Below are 274 nucleotides of genomic sequence, written 5' to 3'. Positions count from 1 at the left end.
AGTTCGACGCGAAATGGGGCACCCAGTACCCGGCAATCACCAGGCTCTGGCGCAACGCCTGGTCCGAGTTCGTCCCGTTCCTGGACTGGGACGTGGATATCCGGCGGGTGATCTGCTCGACCAACGCCATCGAGTCCCTCAACGCCCGCTATCGGCGCGCTGTGAGGGCCCGGGGCAATTTCCCTAACGACGCCGCGGCGCTGAAATGCCTCTACCTCGTCACCCGTTCCCTTGACCCCACCGGACGGGGACGGGCACGATGGGCCACACGATG

1 protein-coding gene is annotated in these 274 nt (G+C 65.7%); it reads left to right on the top strand.

Going from position 1 to position 274, the window contains the following annotated elements:
• The coding region (locus AC5RWU_RS24770) for a transposase (protein ID WP_493986805.1) at positions 1-274 on the top strand (274 nt) is incomplete at both ends.

Source organism: Arthrobacter sp. B0427-1-12 (genome assembly GCF_059092905.1).
The sequence above is the reverse complement of the archived record's forward strand: the minus strand, read 5'-3'. Positions and strand labels throughout refer to the sequence as shown.